Origin of the sequence: Streptomyces sp. NPDC051064 (assembly GCF_044455985.1) — a bacterium.
Classification (GTDB): domain Bacteria; phylum Actinomycetota; class Actinomycetes; order Streptomycetales; family Streptomycetaceae; genus Streptomyces.
The window spans coordinates 1,251,682-1,267,853 of sequence record NZ_JBITFK010000001.1 but is presented as its reverse complement, the minus strand read 5'-3'; the positions used below and the strand labels follow the sequence as shown (position 1 = coordinate 1,267,853).

At 73.3% G+C, this 16,172-nt stretch carries 14 protein-coding genes and 1 tRNA gene; 5 read left to right on the top strand and 10 right to left on the bottom strand.

Annotation, left to right across the window (positions count from 1 at the left end; translation table 11 throughout):
- The first annotated feature begins 97 nt into the window (after window positions 1-97).
- Window positions 98-1,654, top strand: coding sequence for a GH32 C-terminal domain-containing protein (locus ACIBCU_RS05850; protein ID WP_362926830.1), 1,557 nt, complete (start codon window positions 98-100; stop codon window positions 1,652-1,654).
- Between the two features lie 31 nt (window positions 1,655-1,685).
- Here ACIBCU_RS05850 and ACIBCU_RS05845 read toward each other — a convergent pair whose 3' ends face one another.
- Window positions 1,686-3,527: a putative bifunctional diguanylate cyclase/phosphodiesterase gene (locus tag ACIBCU_RS05845; protein WP_399229513.1), complete on the bottom strand. Its 1,842-nt coding sequence runs from the start codon at window positions 3,525-3,527 to the stop codon at window positions 1,686-1,688.
- A gap of 423 nt (window positions 3,528-3,950) precedes the next feature.
- Here ACIBCU_RS05845 and ACIBCU_RS05840 point away from each other — a divergent pair, with 423 nt between their 5' ends.
- Window positions 3,951-5,192, top strand: coding sequence for a M6 family metalloprotease domain-containing protein (locus tag ACIBCU_RS05840; protein ID WP_399229511.1), 1,242 nt, complete (start codon window positions 3,951-3,953; stop codon window positions 5,190-5,192).
- A 57-nt stretch (window positions 5,193-5,249) separates the two neighbouring features.
- Here the strand turns inward: ACIBCU_RS05840 and ACIBCU_RS05835 are convergent.
- From ACIBCU_RS05835 to ACIBCU_RS05805, 7 genes are all read right to left on the bottom strand, one after another.
- Window positions 5,250-5,323: transfer RNA gene (locus ACIBCU_RS05835), tRNA-Lys, on the bottom strand.
- Entirely contained in the window at window positions 5,314-6,009 is a 696-nt protein-coding gene (locus ACIBCU_RS05830) for a hypothetical protein (protein WP_399229510.1), read from the bottom strand. The genes ACIBCU_RS05835 and ACIBCU_RS05830 overlap by 10 nt, the downstream gene beginning before the upstream one ends.
- A gap of 161 nt (window positions 6,010-6,170) precedes the next feature.
- Window positions 6,171-6,512, bottom strand: a complete 342-nt coding sequence (locus ACIBCU_RS05825) for a hypothetical protein (protein ID WP_356708396.1) — start codon at window positions 6,510-6,512, stop codon at window positions 6,171-6,173.
- Between the two features lie 73 nt (window positions 6,513-6,585).
- Complete coding sequence (locus ACIBCU_RS05820; protein WP_399229507.1) at window positions 6,586-7,920, bottom strand: AAA domain-containing protein; 1,335 nt, start codon at window positions 7,918-7,920, stop codon at window positions 6,586-6,588.
- On the bottom strand, window positions 7,917-9,536 hold the full coding sequence (locus tag ACIBCU_RS05815) for a hypothetical protein (RefSeq protein WP_399229505.1): 1,620 nt from the start codon (window positions 9,534-9,536) through the stop codon (window positions 7,917-7,919). The genes ACIBCU_RS05820 and ACIBCU_RS05815 overlap by 4 nt, the downstream gene beginning before the upstream one ends.
- On the bottom strand, window positions 9,527-10,711 hold the full coding sequence (locus tag ACIBCU_RS05810; protein WP_399229503.1) for a hypothetical protein: 1,185 nt from the start codon (window positions 10,709-10,711) through the stop codon (window positions 9,527-9,529). Before ACIBCU_RS05810 ends, ACIBCU_RS05815 begins: the two co-directional genes overlap by 10 nt.
- Complete coding sequence (locus tag ACIBCU_RS05805) at window positions 10,608-11,555, bottom strand: phosphatase PAP2 family protein (RefSeq protein WP_399229499.1); 948 nt, start codon at window positions 11,553-11,555, stop codon at window positions 10,608-10,610. The genes ACIBCU_RS05810 and ACIBCU_RS05805 overlap by 104 nt, the downstream gene beginning before the upstream one ends.
- Window positions 11,556-11,872: 317 nt before the next feature.
- Here ACIBCU_RS05805 and ACIBCU_RS05800 point away from each other — a divergent pair, with 317 nt between their 5' ends.
- On the top strand, window positions 11,873-12,469 hold the full coding sequence (locus tag ACIBCU_RS05800; protein WP_362926814.1) for a histidine phosphatase family protein: 597 nt from the start codon (window positions 11,873-11,875) through the stop codon (window positions 12,467-12,469).
- 151 nt (window positions 12,470-12,620) lie between these two features.
- Here ACIBCU_RS05800 and ACIBCU_RS05795 read toward each other — a convergent pair whose 3' ends face one another.
- A complete protein-coding gene (locus ACIBCU_RS05795) occupies window positions 12,621-13,976 on the bottom strand; it encodes a tetratricopeptide repeat protein (RefSeq protein ID WP_362926812.1) in 1,356 nt (451 codons plus the stop codon).
- A gap of 254 nt (window positions 13,977-14,230) precedes the next feature.
- Between ACIBCU_RS05795 and ACIBCU_RS05790 the strand changes: the two genes are divergently transcribed.
- Window positions 14,231-14,599, top strand: a complete 369-nt coding sequence (locus tag ACIBCU_RS05790) for a hypothetical protein (protein WP_362927073.1) — start codon at window positions 14,231-14,233, stop codon at window positions 14,597-14,599.
- Window positions 14,600-14,690: 91 nt separating this feature from the next.
- The gene (locus ACIBCU_RS05785) at window positions 14,691-15,578 is read left to right on the top strand and encodes a fused MFS/spermidine synthase (protein WP_362926810.1); all 888 of its coding nucleotides are present in this window, start codon (window positions 14,691-14,693) and stop codon (window positions 15,576-15,578) included.
- Window positions 15,579-15,583: 5 nt separating this feature from the next.
- Here the strand turns inward: ACIBCU_RS05785 and ACIBCU_RS05780 are convergent, their stop codons facing one another.
- The gene (locus ACIBCU_RS05780; protein WP_362926808.1) at window positions 15,584-16,138 is read right to left on the bottom strand and encodes a hypothetical protein; all 555 of its coding nucleotides are present in this window, start codon (window positions 16,136-16,138) and stop codon (window positions 15,584-15,586) included.
- Between the last annotated feature and the right edge of the window lie 34 nt (window positions 16,139-16,172).

Genomic DNA, 16,172 nt, shown 5'->3' with positions numbered 1-16,172 from the left:
CCGCAGTGGGCCGCAGCGAGCCTCCGCATGCCCGTACAGAGCCGTGGCGAGCCGGACAGGGCCGCCGGGACGCCGTCGTCAGGAAGGCGAAATCACCATGCGTGGAATGACCAGGAGGACTCTCTTCCGGGCCGGCGCGATCGGCGCCGCAGCGGCGGCCGTACCCGCCGGCGCGGCTGCCGTCGCTCCCGGCCGGGCCGAGGCGAAGCAGGCGGCGAGCTACCGTGCCGCCTACCACTTCACCGTCCCCGACCAGTGGAAGAACGACCCGCAACGGCCGGTGTGGATCGACGGCGAATACCACTACTACTACCTGTACAACGCCGACTACCTCGCGGGCGGCACCACGACCGGCACCGCCTGGCGCCTGGCCACCAGCACCGATCTGGTGTCGTTCCGGGACCAGGGCATCGCGGTGCCGAAGGACACCACGCCGAACGGCGACGTCTGGTCGGGCTGTGCGGTCGTGGACACCGACGACACGGCGGGCTTCGGGGCCGGCGCAGTGGTCGTGCTCGCCACCCAGGAACCCGTCGAGGGCGCCGACTCCCAGGCGCAGTACCTCTGGTACTCCACCGACGGCGGCCGGAGCTTCGCCGCCCACGGCACCGCGCCGGTGCTGCCCAACCCCGGGGTCAAGGACTTCCGCGACCCCAAGGTGGTGCGCGACCAGGAGAACGGCCGCTGGGTGATGGTGCTCGCGGAGAACACCAAGGCCGGTTTCTACCACTCGCACGACCTCAAGGAGTGGACCTACGCCTCCGGCTTCGTCAAGGAGGGCATCGGCGTCCTGGAGTGCCCCGACCTCTTCCGCATCACCGGCGCGGACTCCGTCACCAAGTGGGTTCTCGGCGTGAGCGCCAACGGCAAGGCCGCGGGGCTCCCCAACACCTACGCGTACTGGACGGGCGAGTTCGACGGCACCACCTTCGCACCCGACGCGGCCGAACCGCAGTGGCTCGACCACGGCTTCGACTGGTACGGCGCCGTCACCTGGGAGAAGCACTCCGCTGACGGCACCGTGGACCCCGCGGTCCGGTACGCGATGGGCTGGATGAACAACTGGGACTACGCGAACACGACCCCCACCATCGACTCCGACGGCTTCAACGGCACGGATTCGATCGTGCGCGAGATCACCCTGCGCCGCACCGCAGCGGGCACGCACTACCTGGCGTCGCGCCCCGTGGCCGCCCTGGACGACAGCGTCTCGCGCACCGTGGACCTCGGCGACGTGAGCGTCGACGGCACCCTCCTGCTCGACTACACCGGCACCGCGTACGAGTTGTCGACCACGATCACCTGGGAGGTGCTCACCGGCGCCGGCGTACAGCTGCGCAGGTCCAACGACGGCGGCCGCCACATCGACGCCGGTGTCCACGGCGACTACGCCTACGTCAACCGGCGCGGGGCGGTCAACCCGGACACCTCCGGGAAGTGGCAGGAGAGCAGAACACCCTTCGACGCCGCCGCCAGGAAGGTCCAGCTCCGGGTGCTGGTCGATCGCACCACCGTCGAGGTGTTCTTCGACGACGGCCGCCACACCCACTCGATGGAAGCCTTCCCCTATCTCGTAGACACGGGGCTGGCCCTCTTCACCGTCGGCGGCGCCGCGGTCTTCGAGAACACCGTCATCCGGGAGTTCTCCCTCTGAGAGGGTGCGGAACGGGGCGCCGCGAGTGCCGCTACAGGCGCTCCGGCGGCCTCGTGCCGATCAGCTCGGCGATCCGCTCCGGGGCCACCGCCCGGGAGTACAGCCACCCCTGCCCGGTGTCGCAGCCGATCCGGCGCAGCCGCTCCGCCTGGCCCGAGGTCTCCACGCACTCCGCGGTGACCGTCAGGCCCAGGCGGTGCGCCAGCTGCACCATGGCCTCGACGATCGTCTCGTCGGCCGGGCTGGGGTGCGCGCCGTCCTCGTAACGGAAACCGCGGACGAAGGAGCCGTCCAGCTTCAGCACGGACACGGGCAGCCGGCTGAGGTAGGCGAGGTTGGAGTAGCCGGTGCCGAAGTCGTCGATCGCGATACGGACCCCCATGTCGCTGAGTGCCTGGAGCACCCGTAGCGGCCTGCCCGACGAGCCCATCACCGCGGACTCGGTCAGCTCCAGCTGGAGCAGACCGGGTTCGAGGCCGGTCTCGGCGAGGATCTCCGCGACATCGGTCACCAGGTCGGAGTCCCGGACCTGACGCACGGCGACGTTGACGCTGATGAACAGCGGTGGCTCGTCCGGGTGTTCCAGCTGCCAGCGGCGGGCCTGACGGCAGGCCGTGCGCAGCACCCACCGGCCGAGCTGGACGATCGTGCCGTCCTCCTCGGCGATCGGGACGAACCGGCTCGGTGCGAGCAGGCCGAACCGCGGGTGATTCCACCGGACCAGGGCCTCCACACCCCGTACGACCTCGTCCGCCATGCCGACCAGCGGCTGGTACTCCAGCGTGAACTCCCCGCGCTCGACGGCCGGGCGGAGCGTGGAGGAGAGCGCCTGCCGGGTCATCCGGTGGGCGTTGCGCTCGGGGTCGAAGAGGGTCCAGCGGGCGCGGCCGTCGGCCTTCGCCCAGTACAGCGTGGTGTCCGCGGCCTGCATCAGGGCGGTGGCCGAGGTGCCGGCCGACGACCGCTCCACCACCCCGATCGACGCCGAGACCGACAGCCGGTGCCCGGAGACCTCGAACGGCCGCTGGAGGGCCGAGAGCACCGAGCGGGCGAGTTCGGTGAGCTGCGGCGTACCCGACGAGTCCTCGACCAGGATCGCGAACTCGTCACCGCCCAGGCGCGCCACCAGGTGACCGCCGGTGCGGTGGCCGTCGGCCTCGGCGCAGTCGGTGAGCCGCCCGGCGACGGCGGCGAGGAGACGGTCGCCGGTGCGGTGCCCCAGAGTGTCGTTGACCGCCTTGAAGCCGTCGATGTCCAGGTAGCAGAGGCCGATCCGGCCGTGCGGGGGCGGCGACCCGTCCTGGTGCGGCGGGGTCTCCAGCGCGCTCGCGAGCCGCTCGAAGAACAGGGTGCGGTTGGGCAGCCGGGTCACGGGGTCGTGTATCCGCAGATGGCGCAGCCGCTCCCGCATCTCGCGCCGGTCGCTGACGTCGGCGACGGACAGCAGCACACGGCCCGCGCCGGAGGCCCGGTCGCCCATCGGCACGACGGTGACCTCGGCCCACAGGGGCCGGCCGTCCGCGTGCTTGAGCCGCCGGGTGCACCGGAGGCGGGGGCGGCCGCCGCGCAGGACCTCGGTGTACGCCCGCCAGGTGGGGCTGTCCGAGGCGAGACCGAGGAGGTCGGCCGCGGTCCGCCCGGTCAGGGACGAGGCGTCGGCGCCGAGCAGCGCGCCGAGCGCGTCGTTGGGCCTGACGATCAGGCCGTGGTGGTCGACGACGGCCATCGGGAGGGCGGACGCCGCGAACGCGGCGCGGTAGTCGCGCAGCTCGGAGAGGTTCGGCCTCGGATGATCACCCTGTGTGACCTCTGACGGCCCGGCGCCGGGGGCCGTGCCCGCCCGGGGCGTCGGCCCTTCGGAGGTTCCGCTCACCGCTCGCTCCCGCTGTGCAGATTGTCGTGAACAGATGTGGCCGGGCAGCTGCGTGGAGTGGAGCGCCGCGCCGGAGGCGGGAACCACGCAGGAAAACGAGGTGAAGCATAGAGGGTTGCACACCGGCCGTTCCAACGTGCCCGCCGTTTCGGACGGGGGGCACGCGCATGGCCCACTCCTGCCCCACGCCTGTCCCGCACGTGACACCCGCATGCTCGATGGTCGTAGATGATCATTTTTGTGCTGATCTGGACGATTCAGGTTTCGGAGTGAGCGAATGTGACTGTCCGTAAGGGTGATCGTGTGGATCCAGATGATCACCGGGGCCTCCGCTGACCCGTGTGGGGCAGCACAACAGGGCGTACGCCGCTGACTCGGCAGAGGGTGAGGGGGAAGTCCCGCATTCGCCACCCGGAGGTAGATGTGCCGCGTCAGCGCAGACCCGGGAGAGCCGAGAGTTCGAGGCTGCGCAGCGCGGCGGCTGCTCTCACGTCCCTCCTGGCGCTCGCCGCCACCGGACTCGTGGCAGGGCCCGCCGTGGCGGCCTCGCGCGACGCGGGACCGTGCGCCCTGCCCAGGACCGGGGCGCATCACTCCCTCGGCCTCGACACCTGGAACGGCGCCTACCCGCGCCCCGACCGCAGCCTCGACGCGGTCATGGTCTTTCTCTCGTTCCCCGACTCCGACCCCGTCGTGCCCCCCGAGGTGCTTGCCGCCGACCACTTCCCCTCCACCACCCGCTTCTTCCAGCGCGCGTCGTACGGGAGATTCACCCTGCGCATCCACCCGCAGCGGCGGTGGACCTCCATGCCCCACCCCTCCACCTGGTACGGCATACAGCGCGACTGGGGCTCCGAGCGCCGCAGCGCCTACCTGCGTGACGCGATCGAGGCGGCCGACGAGGAGACCGACTTCTCCGCCTACGACATCGTCTACCTCGTCGCCGACCCGGACGCCCCCGGAGTCGACTCCGACGCCACCAAGGTCGTCAACTTCGACCGTCCGGTGCGCGCCGACGGCACGGACATCAGGCGTGTGGTCACCGTCTTCGAGGAACACCCGCCGGACCGGAACGTCCTCGCGCACGAGACCGGACACGTCTTCGACCTGGCGGACCTCTACCACCGCCCGGAGGACGGGAAGGGCGACTGGGACACCTACGTCGGCGACTGGGACGTGATGGGAAGCCAGTTCGGACTCTCCCCGGACCTGTTCGGCTGGCACAAGTGGAAGCTCGGCTGGCTGGACGGCGAGGAGGTCGTGTGTGTGCAGGGCGCCGCCGACCTCACCCTGGAACCGATGGCCGAGGTGCCCGTGCGCGGCGCGTCCCTCGGGACCCGGCTCGCGGTCGTCAGGACCGGCCCGGACAGCGCGCTGGCCATCGAGGCCCGCAGCGCCACGGGCAACGACCGTACGACGTGCACCGAGGGCGTGCTCGTCTACCGCATCCGCAACGCCACGCCGTCCGGCGGCGGCCCGGTCGAGGTGCTGGACACCCACCCCGATTCCGACGCCTGCTGGGACAGGTCGGTCTACCCGCCGCTCGCGGACGCCCCGCTCCGGGAGGGTGAGCGCTACACCGTGCCCGGTGAGCGCATCCGCATCGACGTCGCCGACCGCACCCGGTCGGGCGCCTGGACCGTCCGGATCGCCACCGGGACCTGACCCGCTCCGGCACACGAAGAAGCCCCCTCGCTTCCACGAGGGGGCTTCCACCGTCGGTGCGCCGTCAGGGACTCGAACCCCGGACCCGCTGATTAAGAGTCAGCTGCTCTAACCAACTGAGCTAACGGCGCCTGCTGACCTCGTAGACATTAGCACCCGGATCGGCGGGAGGAAAAATCGAATTCCCGGTGGTCGACGGGGCCGCCGACCTGCCCACCCTCACACAGGCCCACAGCAGTACGTCCGGCCCCGGGAGCCAGGGGTTACGGGTGTCCGGGGCGACCACCCAGCGGGGCCCGCCGGCGCCCGCGCCGCCGGTCAGGGGCGGAACGGTGACCGCGTCCCCCGTGCCGTGACAGAGCACCGGCGGCAGGGCGCCCTGCCGCCGGGGGCCGTCGGCGGAACCCGTGCCCCACTCCTCCCAGGCCAGCAGGGACGGCAGCCGCTGGGCCGTGCCGGGGGAGGCGAACAGCAGCATCCGGCCCCGGTGCGTGGCGACCGGGCCCGATCCCGGCCCCTCCGACCAGAGCTGCTCCAGCATGCGCCTGCCGAACAGCGCGGGGACGCTCACGACATCGAACGAGGAGCCGCACGGCAGCACGCCGGGGGAGCAGGGACGGGCCTCCCACTGCGAGAGCGTGCTGCGGGGGTAGGCCGAAGCACCCGCCAGCCACGCGGCACCGGACGCCGTGACCTGGGCGGCCCTGTCGTCGGCCCGGCGGTCCACGCGGTCCCGCAGCAGGGCGAAGATGTCGACACCGTGGCGCGGGGCGGCAGCGGTCCGCTGCGTCGTTTCGTCATTCAGCCATGCGCTCATGACGACATGTCTACCGGCCGTGACGTTCCTGTTCCCCAGAGTTGCCGAAAGTCGGACAGGACGGACCCCGGCGGAGTATCTTGCCCGACGGCATATGCCACAGGTGTACCCGCAGTGACGGACGGCCGTGCGGTGTCAGGGGCCGCCGTGGGGCCCCGGGGTCAGGGCGCGGGGGCGTCGAGCAGGGACCGGCCGAACTCGATCATCTTCTTGGCGTAGTCCTCGGTCCACTCCGCGCGCTCGGCTATGTCCGCGGCCGTGAGCCGGTCGAACCGCCGCGGATCCGCGAGCTGGGCGGCGGCCACGGCCTGGAACTCCACGGCCCGGTCGGTCGCCGCCCGGAAGGCGAGCGTCAGCTCCGTCGCGCGGGCCAGCAGCTCCTTCGGGTCCTCCATCGACTCCAGGTCGAAGAAGTGCTCAGGATCCGCCGCCGCTTCCGACGGCTCGAAGAGCAGCGGCGCCGGACGCAGCCTCTGCCGCTCGTTCCGCTCGGGTTGTGCCATGTGGTGTTCCTTCCTCGTGCGGCCGGACGGCCACCTTCCATTGTCCAGCCGAGCGCAAGAGCGCTGCCCAGAATCAGGGCGACCAATGCACGCGGTGCTCGGCGAGATGCGCCAGCACCGCGTGGTTCGCCTCCCAGCCGTCCGGGAACTTCACCGTCACGCCCAGCTGGACCGGCTCCGTCGACGGGTGCTCGTCCAGCAGGTCCGCCACCCCGGCACGGCACACCACCACGCACGCGTGGCGGTGCCGCGAGGCCAGGACGCACAGGCGGCCCGTCTCCAGATGGAAGGCCGTGGCGTCCGGGCGGCCCGACAGCGGGTGCAGGACCACGGTCACGTCGAACTCGCGGCCCTGGAGCCGGTTGGCCGTGTCCACCGCCACACCCGTCACACCCAGCTCCGCGAGCGCCGCCCGCACCGCGGCGGCCTGGTCGCGGTGGGCCGTGCCGACCGCGACCCGCTCCGCCGTCACCGGGACCGGATCCGGGCCACGCTCGCTCGTCGCGGCGCCGCCCCGGTCCAGCAGCCTGCGCACCACCAGCGCCACCGCCCGGACCGCCTCCGGGTCCGTGCGCGGGGTGTGCCGGGCCGGGAGCTCCAGCAGCCCCCAGCCGGACTCCGCCGCCTCGTCCAGCACCCGGTCGGGGCCCGACCCGTCCGAGGGCACGCCGAACGACAGCCGCCGGTCACCGTGGTCCGTACCGCTGCGGAACGGTGTGTACGGGTAGAACGCGTCCGACACCAGCGGCGCGGCCGACGCGGGCAACCGCCACGACACCGGCAGCCGGTGCTGCGGCAGCTCAGGATTGTGCGCGAGCAGAGTCGAGACGGCGCTCGCCGACGGGTCGTACGACAGGCCCGCCCACTGGTCGGCACCCACGATCGAGAACGGGTCGAGCTGGCCCGGATCCCCGACGAACAGCGCCCGCTCGAACAGTCCGGCCACCGCCAGGAGGGCGTCCGACCGCATCTGGTACGCCTCGTCGACGATCGCGTGCCCCCACGGCTCCACGTTCTTCACGTGCGCCCACTTCGCGGCCGTGGAGATGACGATGTCCAGGCCCGCCAGATCCGCCGCCTTCGCCGACTTCCGCACGTTGTCCAGGCCGTCCAGGACCTTGTCGTACGGATCGGAGTCGCTGCTGTGCAGCCGGCCCACCGGCAGCTCGGGGGCCTTCTCCGCCAGCCGCACCACCAGATCGTCCACCTGGGCGTTGGTCTGCGCGACGACCATCAGCGGGCGGCCTGCGGCGGCCAGCTCCAGCGCCGCACGCACCACCAGCGTCGACTTCCCCGCGCCCGGCGGCGAGTCCACGACGATGCCGCGCGCCGTGCCGCGCAGGGTGTCGCCGAGGATCGCGTCGGTCGCCCGCGCCGCAGCGGCCCCCGGGTCGGTAACGGCTGTCACAGGAGGTCCTCCGCGGTCACGGGGTCGGGCTGCTCGGCATGGCCGGTGGAGCCGGCGGCGCCCGGCGGACCGCCATGGGTCCACGGGGTGTCCTCCGGATCGGGCAGCTTCGGACCGCCCCGCTGGTCGTGTTCGAACAGGGTCCAGGCGATCCGGTCGCCAGGCTCGGGCACCGAACCGGGCGCGGGCTCCTTGCTCCGGCCCATCCGGTCCGTGATCCGCAGGACGAGGTCGACCGTGCCGGTGTGCGGGTCCTCGGCGGCGTACCCCACGAACTCCGCCGTCTGCGGCTTCCCCTCCAGCGAGCGGTACACCTTGGTCCGCTCGCCGAGATGCGGGCGCTCCTCGGTCCGCACCGTGACCAGCGGGCGCGGCGAGGGCCGCTTGGACTCGCTGTACGCCATCTCGATCTCCGTCACCTCCCCGACGAACGCCTCACCGGCCAGCCTGCGGCCCGCCAGCACCAGCGGGTCGTCGAGCGCCTCCTGGGCGTCCAGCTGCGCCTGGGCCGTCTCCCGCGAGGCCAGCTTCTGCGCGGCCGTGACCGCGTCGTCCCGGCGCGGCTGCGGGGGCTCGCCCGCCCGCACCCGGTCCCGGTGCGCGGTGAACGACCAGCGGTCCCTGGTCCAGCGGTCCTGGGCCCTGGCCCCCTCCGGCAGTTCCCGCAGCAGGTCGAGCCCCCGCCACACGGCGTCCCAGGTGGGCAGCAGCACCCCCGCGAGCAGCGACCTGATCTCCCGCTCCGCACCGCTCAGCTCGCCGAGCCGGGTGTCGGCGTCGAGGCCGTCCTCCGCGGCGGCCAGCGCCGTGCGCGCCCGGTCGTACCGCTCGATCGCGGGCGCCAGCAGCCTGTTGTCGAACGCCGGATCCGTCGCCGGTCCGGCCGGCGGGCAGACCAGCTGGCCGGCACGGTCCCGCTCCAGCTCCGCCCGGAGCGCGGCCTCCGCACCGGACTCGCCGTCCGGCGGATCGACCCAGGCGAGCAGCGCGCCGAGATGCTGGTCCTCCAGGCTGCTCTGTCCCGTCGCCCAGTGCCGGTTCAGCAGATCCGTCGTGGCCAGCAGCAGCGAGGAGCCGGGCACCCGGGCCCGCTCCCCGTAATGCGTCAGCCAGCGGCCGAGCAGCGGCACACGGGCGGGAGCCGGATAGGGGGTGTCCGGGTCGTCCTCGGCGGTACGCCGGAACCGCATGGACCGCCCGAGCAGCCGTACGAAGTCGAGGCCGGCCCTGCTGGGCACGATCAGCTGGGCCGCGTCCGTGCACAGCTCGACCTCGACCTTGACCTTCTTGCCGGTCCCGGCATCGACCTCGTTGCGCTCGGCCGGCTCGACGGCATCGGCGTACGACTCGATGTGCGGCAGCACCGCCTCGGCCAGCTCGGCGAGGAACGCGAACCGCAGATCGCGGTCGCGCGGCTGGGCCACCACCAGCAGCCGGGGCGCCGCGCGGTCCGTGCCCACGAGCACGCCGAGCGGGGCGCCGGCCTCACCGGCGGTCGTCAGCGGCACCAGCACGAGCGGCCGGTCCGTCAGATGGCGGTGGCGGACGGTGGCCAGCGGCTGGGCCCGGCCGCTGTCCACGGCCTCCAGCCGGGCGAGAGTGCTGATCAGCGACATGGAACGCCGCCGTCCACACCGGCCAGCGCTTCGGCCCGCAGCGCGGCGGCCCGGCGCAGGGCGGCAACCGTCGGGTCGGCCGCGTCGCCCTCCTTGCCGGCCGCCGCGGACAGCACCCCGGCGACCGTCGTCAGGCCTCCGAGCTCGCCCCGCACGCTCCGGCCGAGCGACTCCACCGCGCCCTCGGCGCGGGCCTTGGCCCGGCAGTGGAAGGCCAGCTCGCACGCGGCCAGGCACTCGGGGGCGTACGCCGCGGGGACCGTGTCGACCGCGGTGCCCAGCTCCTCGGGGGAGCAGCCAGGGTCGAAGGTCGTGCCCTCGGGGAGGGCGGCCGCGATGTCCTCGACACGGGTCAGCCTCGTCAGCTGGCGGCTGGTGACGGCACGCTGTTTGCGCACGTCCACGACCGAGGCGGTCGGCAGGTTGGAGAAGTCCTTCGGGCAGACGAGCAGGATCCGGTGCCCGACCCGGGCGCCCTCCGTCTTCGCGGCGATCCGCTCCAGCGCCAGGACGTAGACCGCGGACTGGCGGGCCGCCGCACCGACCTTCGCGGCGTCCGCCGAACTGTCGATCATGGGGAAGGACTTGATCTCGACGACCGTCCAGGTGCCGTCGGGATGCACCACCACGGCGTCCGGCTCCAGGTAGGCGGGGGAGCCCGCGACCTCCAGGGCCAGCATCGGATGGTCGAGCAGCGCCCAGCCGCCCGCCTCCGTGGCCTCGCGCAGCGCCAGCGCCGTACGCGCGGCGCGGCCCTCGGGGCCGGCTGCCGTCAGATCGGGCACCACGGCCGAGTCCGGCGCTTCGGCGCCGCCGCCGAGCCGCTCGACGAGGAGGCGTAGCAGCTCCGTCCCGCCGTCGGCCTTGACCTTCGCCTCGAAGGCGTTGCCCCGCACGAACGCGAACTGCGACTGGCCGAACGCCGCGGGGGAGCCGAGCGCGGTGGCCAGCACGGCCTTGTCGACGCCCGCGCCGTCGAGCAGGGCGCGCCGCTTGCATCCCGGGTTGGCCGCGAGCGCGGCCAGCGCGCGTGCGTCGAGCGGATGCGGCGCGACGGCCGGACCGCGCAGCTCAGCGAGCCGCTGCCGGAGCGTCGTCGCTGGCTTCGACTGCGGAGCGGGTGCGCGCGTCGCTGGAATCTGCGGAGGCGGTCCGCCGGCCGGGTATTCGCTCACCCGCGGAAGTCTTGCATCCCTCACTGACAATCGTGGATACCGTGGGGGTGACGGATGCGGGCACCCGTGCGAACACCGCCCTCACCCGGTCCTTGACGCGGTCCGCGAGCCGCATCAACGGCATGGTCAGCAGTGCGCCGACGGCCATCACGGCGGCGCCGGCCAAGGCGTCGAGGAAATAGTGGTTCGCCGTGCCCATCACCACGAACACGGTGATCAGCGGATAGGCGATCCCCGCGGCCCGGACGAGCGGGTGGCGCCCGTGGCGCCACAGCAGGACGCCGCACCACACCGCCCAGCCGACGTGCAGGCTGGGCATCGCCGCGTACTGATTGGTCATCCCGCTGAGCCCGCGGGGGGCGCTCGCGCCCGTGCCCCACCACCCGTACGCGCTGTACTGCGCCATGGTGTCAACGAAACCGTGGTGGGCGTCGAGCAGCCGGGGCGGACAGGTCGGCATCAGCGTGAAGCCGGCCAGCCCGAGGAGGGTGGAGGTCATCAGCCAGGTACGGGCCGCCCGGTAGGCGGCGGTACGGCGCCGGAAGACCCAGACCAGGACGGCCGGGGTGACCAGGTAGTGCAGGGAGGCGTACGCGAAGTCGGCGGGTATCCCGAGCGTGGGGTTGCCGGTCAGGATCCGGTTGAGTGGGTGCTCGGCGTTGAGATGCAGCGCCTTCTCCAGGCGGAGTATCGCGAGCCCGTTCTCGACGGCCGCCGGTATGTTCTCGTGGACCAGCAGCCGGCCCGTCGAATACAGCCCGTACACCACCGCGATCAGCGGAAGCTCCGTCCACCAGCGGGGCCGGTGACCGGAGGACGGTGTCGCGGCGGTGGCGTGCGGCATCCGGCAGCTCTCCCCAGTGTTCATGCGGTCGTCGGCGGGCGTTCAACCGTACGGTGGTCGTATGTCCTGATTCCCCCCGGGGCCGGTCCCACGCGGACAGCCCTGGTCATGCGTGGGGAGGGACGCGGACGCCGCCCCGCAGGTTGCCCGTGAAGCATGTGGGAGATGATGGAGCGGGGCCCGGTCCCGCACCGGTCTCCCAGCCGGCCGCTCGCGTCCGCCGCCCCGTCGCCGTCCCGGACACCGCCGTCCCGGACCCACCAGATCCTAGGGTCCCCGGATCTTCGGATCTCCGTATTTTTTCAGGGAGAGCCGTCATGGCACCGCGAATCCTGCTCGCCCGGCACGGCCAGACACAGTGGTCGGTCCAGGGCAATCACACCGGCAGGACCGACATTCCCCTCCTCGACACGGGCCGCGAGGGCGCCAAGCTGCTCGGTGAACGGCTGCACCGGGAGCCCTGGGGCGGCCTGCCCGGCGTCGAGGTGCGGACCAGCCCGCTCGTCCGGGCCTCCGAGACCTGCGCGATCGCCGGATTCGGTGAGCGGGCCCAGCCGTGGGACGCGCTGATGGAGTGGGACTACGGGGATTACGAGGGGCTGACCCCGGCGCAGATCAAGGCGGACCGGCCGGACTGGCTCATCTGGCGCGACGGGGTCCCGGGGGGCGAGAGCCTCGCCTCACTGGCGGCCCGGGCGGACGAGGTCGTCGAGTGGGCGCGGTCCGCCGACCGCGATGTGCTGGTCTTCGCGCACGGTCACATCCTGCGGGCGCTGGGGGCGCGGTGGCTGGGCGAGGACGTGTCGTTCGCCGCGCGGATCAGGCTGGAGCCCACGTCGCTGTCGGTGCTGGGGTGGGCGTACGGCCTCCCCGCGCTGGAGCGCTGGAACGACACGGGCCACCTGGACCGCTGACCCGGGGGACCCGGTTCGGTCTCTTGCTCGGGCGAGCACATCCAACTCGGGCCGTCCCATTCAAGCCCGCTCGCTCTTCGGCTCGGGCCGGCCCATTCAAGCCCGTCCGGGCTGGGTTCTGCCCGCCTGGACCGGGGTCAGCGGGCCCGCCTCACGCGTCCGGGGGCAGCTCCTCGTAGCGGGCCAGGAGGGCCGTCACCTCCGGGCCGCCCCGGGGACGGAGCACCCGTACGGCGCTCGCCAGCATCCCGCGGATCCGGGAGGACTGGACACGGTCCAGGAGGTCCAGCACCTGGTGGCCCGCCGCCGCGGCCTCGTCGGCCGTGCCCGCCCGCGCCAGGTCACCGGCGAGCTGCGCGCGGTACAGCGCGAGGTTCCGGGTGAAGTGCGGGTCCTGCAGCCGGGTCGCCCGCCGGGCATGCCGCGCCGCCCGGGGCCAGTCACCCAGCGCCGACCAGCACTGCGCCTCCAGCAGCTCCAGCTCCGCCTCCCTGAAGAAGGTCATCCACTCAGGGTCCGCGTCGCTCGGCCCGCGCTCGAACGCCGTCTGTGCCCGCCCGATCGCCTGCTCGCATCCCGTGCGGTCCCCGAGCCATGCCCTGGCCCCCGCCTCCCGCAGCGCCAGCAGGGCCAGCAGCCGCGGTGAGCCGAGCGGCCCGGCCGCCCGCTGCCCGGCCTCCGCCGCGCGGACGGCCTCCCGGGCCCGCCCCGTGTCGCGGGCCAGGAACGAGGCGTTGCAGAACGCGTGCGCCTCCAGCGCGGCGTCCCCGGCCAGCCGGGCCGTCGCGAGCGCCTCCGCGTAATGGGAGCGCGCGTCGTCGAAGCGCCCCGAGTCGTGGGCCAGCCAGCCCACGGAGATCGCCAGCTCACCGGCGCCGGCGTGCAGCCGGTCCGCCGTGCTGCGCCGCGCCGTGGTCCCGGAGTCGAGCAGGGCGTACGCGGCCCGGAGCGGCTGGGAGGCCCGCCGGTAGAGGCCGTCCGCGCCGTGCCGGTCGTCCAGCAGCCGGATCTGGCGCACGGCCTTCTCCACGGCGCTCACCTCGGCTTCGCCGATCCGGCGCTGCGCGGGGACGGTGAGGGGGCCCGCGGCGGACGCATGGCCGCCCAGGCCCAGGGACGCGGCCGCCACCGTGGCGGTACCGCTGGTCATGAACACGCGACGCAGCACGTCGCTCTCCTCGTGGATCTCGCTGTCGAGCGCGGGGGGTGTGGTGGGCGGGGGCAGAGGTGTCGTGCGGGCCCCCCGGCCGCGCACGCTCTCGCGCGCCGAGAAGCCCAGGTCCGCGAGGCTCGCCCCGGGGAACATGTGCAGGAACACCCGTTCGTACGCGTAGTTGGGGCAGCGGATCTCGCCGGACTCCACGCGTCCGATGTACCGGGCGTCGCACGCGACGTGTTCACCGATCTCGCGTGCGGCCCGGCGGATCGCGGCCGCGAACTCCCCGGCGGAGCGCTGTCCGCGCAGCCGCCGGAAGGCGAGGTTGGGAACTGCCCGTGTCGACACCATGGCGGGGCCCTCTCTGGTGCAGCCGGGCTCGTGCTTCCGGTGTCCCGGCGGAGCAAGAACGTACCTGCTGTGACAGACCGCACACGCAGCGTTTAGCCATAAAGCGGACATCTCACCCATGATCCGCCATGAACTGCCACCCTTTACGGCGGTGTGCCGCCGTAGCCCTTGACGCCGTCGGCGCGTTGGTCCTTGCGGAGACGGGGCGCGGCACCGCCCCGCTGAGATGAAGAGGAGGGGTTCCCTTGCCTCATATGGACAGCGCCCCGGAAACCACACCGTGCGACCTGGTGACCGTCCCGGCGCGTCAGGGCCTGGAGGCCGTGGACATCCTGCGCAGGGGAGCGGAGAACGAGTCCGTCGGCCCGATCCTGCACGACGGAGCCTGCGCCGTCCTCGGCTTCCTGGTGCCACCCGGTACGGCGGAGGCGTGGGACGTACCCGGCAGCGCCTGTACGAGGACGGACGGCCGCGGGCTGCGCGTTCCCGCCGAGCCGCCCGTGATCGGCGGGGGGTGGCTCCTGCCGCCCGCCGAGGAGACCCCGGTCACCGATCCGGCCGTCCTCCGGGCCGCCCTCGACCAGGCGGCCAGGCTCATCGAGGCGGCTGACAACTGCCGCTGAGGCCATAATGGCCAGGTGGGCGGGGTTTCCCGCCGTCGCCGGCCCTCCCGGGGAACCGGCCCGAACCGGTGAGTAGTGGGGACGAGCGCGCGTGGCACGTCGAGGAGCGGCCCGGGGCGCGAGCGACCGGAAGCGGTCCGAGCGCCGGCAGGAGTCCGTCTCCGCGACGGTGGACGGGGGCCTCGCCGAGCTCGTGCCCGACCGTGAGCGCCCGCGCGCGTGGACGCTGCTGCTGGACGGCGCCCCGCAGTCCCATGTGGACCTGGACGATCCCGCGTACCTCTCGTTCGAATACCAGCGCAGGCTCGGCCATGTCATCGATCTCGCCGCGCCGCCCGGCCGGCCCCTCCAGGTGCTGCACCTCGGCGGCGGAGCCTTCACGCTCGCCCGGTACGTCGCCGCGAGCCGCCCGCGCTCCACGCAGCAGATCGTGGAGATCGACGCGCCCCTCGTTCAACTGGTGCGGCGGGAGCTGCCCCTGGACCCACAGGCGCGGATACGGGTCCGCTCGGCGGACGCCCGCGCCGGGCTCGGCAGGATCCAGGACGGCTGGGCCGACCTCGTCATCGCCGATGTCTTCGGCGGGGCCCGCACCCCCGCGCACCTCACCTCCGTCGAATTCCTCGCCGAGGTGCGCCGGGTGCTGAAGCCCGGCGGGCAGTACGCCGCCAACCTCGCTGACGGCCCGCCGCTCGCCCATCTGCGCGGCCAGATCGCCACGGCCGCCTCGCTCTTCCCCGAGCTGGCCCTGGCCGCCGATCCGACCGTCTGGCGCGGCCGCCGCTTCGGGAACGCGGTCCTGGTCGCCTCCGACCTGCCGATCGCCGTCGCCGACCTGACCCGGCGGGTCGCGAGCGACCCGCACCCCGGCCGTGTCGAACAGGGCCGCGCGCTCGCCGACTTCACGGGAGGCGCCGCCGTCGTCACCGACGCGGGCGCCAAGCCGTCCCCGGCCCCGCCGCCCGACGCGTTCTCGTAACCGGACTACTGGTCCACGGTCTCCACGGTCGGCGGATGGCCGTTCCAGGTGCAGAACACCGAGACCGTCGCACCCGCCCCGTCGCTGAAGTCCACCCGGATCCACTCCGGGTTCGTCCACACCTGCATCGACCAGCCCGGCTCCGGCGTCGCCGAGACCAGCTTCGCCGAGGCATCCGCCAGCTCCAGGACGACCCTGCCCCCGCGCGTCGGGTAGCTCTTCACCTCGCCCGAGGCGGCCGGGGGCGCAGGGGGTTCTGCCGCCCCGCTGCTCGCGGCCGGCGGCCGGGAGGACGGTTTCCGGGAGGGCCGTGGGGACGCCCGGGCCGTGGAGCGGGAGGCGGTGGCACTCGGCGAGGGGGAGGGCGGCGCGCGGTGCGTCGAGGACGACACCGGCTCGTCCGTCGCCTGCGCGCCCCGCGCCCCCACCGAGATCGGAACCGCACGCGGAGGGTCGTACGCCGTCCCCGACATGACCGTGTGCACGCCCCACCACGACAGGGTCACCGCCGCACCCGTGGCGAGCGACCACGCGATCGCGTGTACGAGTCCTCGTTGCATCGGGCACATCCTGCACCACCCGCACACGTGCTGT